Source organism: Sphingopyxis sp., from assembly GCF_036402335.1.
GTDB lineage: Bacteria > Pseudomonadota > Alphaproteobacteria > Sphingomonadales > Sphingomonadaceae > Sphingopyxis.
Map to the genome: position 1 here is coordinate 1 of NZ_DASWTD010000609.1, position 2,805 is coordinate 2,805.

Genomic DNA, 2,805 nt, shown 5'->3' on the forward strand with positions numbered 1-2,805 from the left:
GCGTCGTGCGCGGCCTGGTCCTTGATGCGGGTTTCGGTGTTGTCGGTCATATCTCTAACTCGTCGCCCCCGCGAAGGCGGGGGCCGCGGGAGGATTTACGCCGTCGCCGCTGTGCAAACTGCCAGCGGCCCCTGCCTTCGCAGGGGCGACGGAAAGGCTCGCCAGGCTGATCTCGGCGAGCGCCCCGCGCACCGCGCCGTTCACGACGCCCCAGTGCGGCTGGACCTTGCAATGGCCTTCGAGCGAGCAATCATGGCGTCCTTCGGCGACGCAGGAGGTCAGCGCGATCGGCCCTTCGACCGCTTCGATGATGTCGGCGACGCTGATCGCCGCCGCGGGCCGCGCGAGCCGTACCCCGCCACCGGTGCCGCGCGAGGCGACGAGCAGGCCGGCGCGCGCGAGCTGGCTCACCAGCTTTTGCGCGGTCGGCCCAGGGATGCCCGTCTGCTCGGCCAGCATGCCGGCATGAATCGGCACCGACCCGCACTGGCGGGCGGCGGCGCTCATCAGCACCACGGCATAATCGGCAAGGTTCGACAGGCGCATTGTTCTTTTCCGTCGCAGTTGCGAACGATTCTTAACTGGAGTAAATCACTCCACTTACATAGGCGCACCGCCCCGCGAGCGCAAGCAATCGCGGATATGCGCGATGATAGAAAAGCTGCGCCAAAAAAAAGGCACCCATCCGGCCGAAGCCAAATGAGTGCCAAGATGAAGGTCTCAGTCCTCGTCAGAGGATGAGCTCTTCTGGGTCGCAAGGCTGGATTATGCCGGCCGCGCGATTCGCGATTGGATGAAAACGCCAAAAAGACGAAGCGCCGGTTTTTGAAGGTTAATTGCGCTCAGGTCTCGGAAACGAGTGGGCTGACCCTGCCGGCGAGTTGCTTGCGGCCCTTGGTCGTCGCCTCGGTCAGCGGAGTCGGTTTCGCGAGCTGGCCGGGGGTTGCGCCTGCAAAACGCTTCATTTCGCGGATCAGGTGCGACTGGTCGTAAAAGGCTTCGCCGAGCTGGGCCGCGTCGAGCCCTTCGCCGCGCGCGAGCGCCGACGCGGCACGCACCGCACGATATTTGCGCGCGAGCATGCGGGGCGACAGGCCGTAGTAATGTTTGGTCATCCGCTCGACCGAACGGATCGACATGCCGGTTGCGTCGACCAGTTCGGGAACCTGCGGCGAGGCGGACCCGGTCAGCCATTGGTCGACCGTTCGCGTGAACCAGACGGGCGCAGGCTGGTTCTTCTTCAGGATTTCCCGCGCGAAATTATTGACGATGACCAGGCGCTGCTCATTGTCCGGCGCCGCCATCAGTGCGGCGATGACATCGTCGACCCAGTCGCCGAACAGGCTGCCGGCATCGATTGCCCGGTCGGTCAGCTTGTCGGCATGGTCACCCATCAGCGTTGCCCAGCCGACGGGCAGCAGGCCGAAACCGAAGACGCGGAGCGCGCCGCCCCTGACCATGGCGCGGACGCTGCCGCTCGTCGGCCCGAGGATCGTCGCGCGCCGCGCGGCGAAGCGGTGGCCGTCGGGAAAGATATATTCGCCCTCGGCGGCATTCATCATGCGAAATTGCGGGCGGTCGGCGCGTTCATATTCGTCGAACAGCGGCGGATCGATCCGCATGAAATAGAAACTCGACACCATGTCCGCCAAATCGGGATCGGGCGGAAAATAGTGCAGTTCGAACGGCATGCTGCCGTCCACGCCCGACGGCGAGGATGATGTTTGCGACATGGACCCAGACCCCGACAGCCTGTTTCCGGCTGCCTTCTTATATGGCCCAAATCATTTGCGTTTCATCCCCGCGCGTCAAGCGGCAAATGTAGCCGGTTCAGCCTTTCTGCGCCGCGATCCACGCATCGACGCGTCGTTCGAGGATGTCGAGCGGCACTGGACCCGATTCGAGCACGACGTCGTGGAAGCTGCGGAAATCGAATTTGTCGCCGAGTGCCGCCTGCGCCCGGCCGCGCAGTTCCATGATCTTGAGCTTGCCGATCAGGTAAGCGGTCGCCTGCCCCGGATAGACGATATAGCGCTCGATCGCCTTTTCGATGTCGCCCTGCGGGTTCGGCGTATTGTCCTTGAGATACTGGATCGCCTGTTCGCGGGTCCATCGCTTGTCGTGGATGCCGGTGTCGACGACGAGCCGGCACGCGCGCCACAGCTCCATGCCAAGTCGTCCGAAATCGCTGTAGGGATCGGTATAGAAGCCCATGTCCTTGCCGAGTTCCTCGGTATAGAGGCCCCAGCCTTCGGTGTAGGCCGTAAAGCCGCCGAAGCGGCGGAAGGATGGCAGTCCGGTCAGTTCGGTCTGCACCGCGCGCTGCAAATGATGGCCGGGCACGCCTTCATGATAGGCAAGCGCCTCGAGTTCGTTCTTCGACATGTCGCGCAAATCATAGAGGTTCACATAATAGATGCCGGGTCGTGACCCGTCGGGCGAGGGCGAGGAGTAGAAGGCCTTGCCCGCCGATTTCTCGCGGAACGCCTCAACGGCCTTCACCTGCAGATGCGCCTTGGGCAGCGTGTTGAAGAAGGCGGGCAGGCGCGCCTCCATCGCCTTCACCTTGGCATCGACATCGGCCAGATAGGCCTCGCGCGTCGTATAATAATATTGCGGGTTTGTCCGCAGATGCGCGAAAAACTCCTGGAGCGTACCCTTGAAGCCGACCTTCGCCATGATCGCCTTCATTTCGCCGTGGATGCGCGCGACCTCGGCAAGGCCGAGGTCGTGGATCTGCGCCGCGGTCATGTCGGTCGTCGTGTAATTGGCGAGCAGCGCTTCATAATAGGCCTTGCCGTCGGG

The 2,805-nt window shown here is 63.3% G+C and carries 3 protein-coding genes; all 3 read right to left on the bottom strand.

Annotated features, from left to right (window positions below):
* Positions 1 to 54: 54 nt before the first annotated feature.
* Positions 55 to 546 (bottom strand): SUF system Fe-S cluster assembly regulator, encoded by a 492-nt coding sequence (locus VGD20_RS19720; protein ID WP_331136077.1) that lies wholly within the window; start codon positions 544 to 546, stop codon positions 55 to 57.
* Between the two features lie 296 nt (positions 547 to 842).
* Positions 843 to 1,733 carry a helix-turn-helix domain-containing protein gene (locus VGD20_RS19725; protein ID WP_331136078.1) on the bottom strand — a complete coding sequence of 297 codons (891 nt, stop codon included), beginning with the start codon at positions 1,731 to 1,733 and terminating at the stop codon, positions 843 to 845.
* A 97-nt stretch (positions 1,734 to 1,830) separates the two neighbouring features.
* Positions 1,831 to 2,805, bottom strand: a 975-nt coding sequence (locus VGD20_RS19730) for a DUF885 domain-containing protein (RefSeq protein ID WP_331136079.1), incomplete at its 5' end; no start/stop codon positions are given.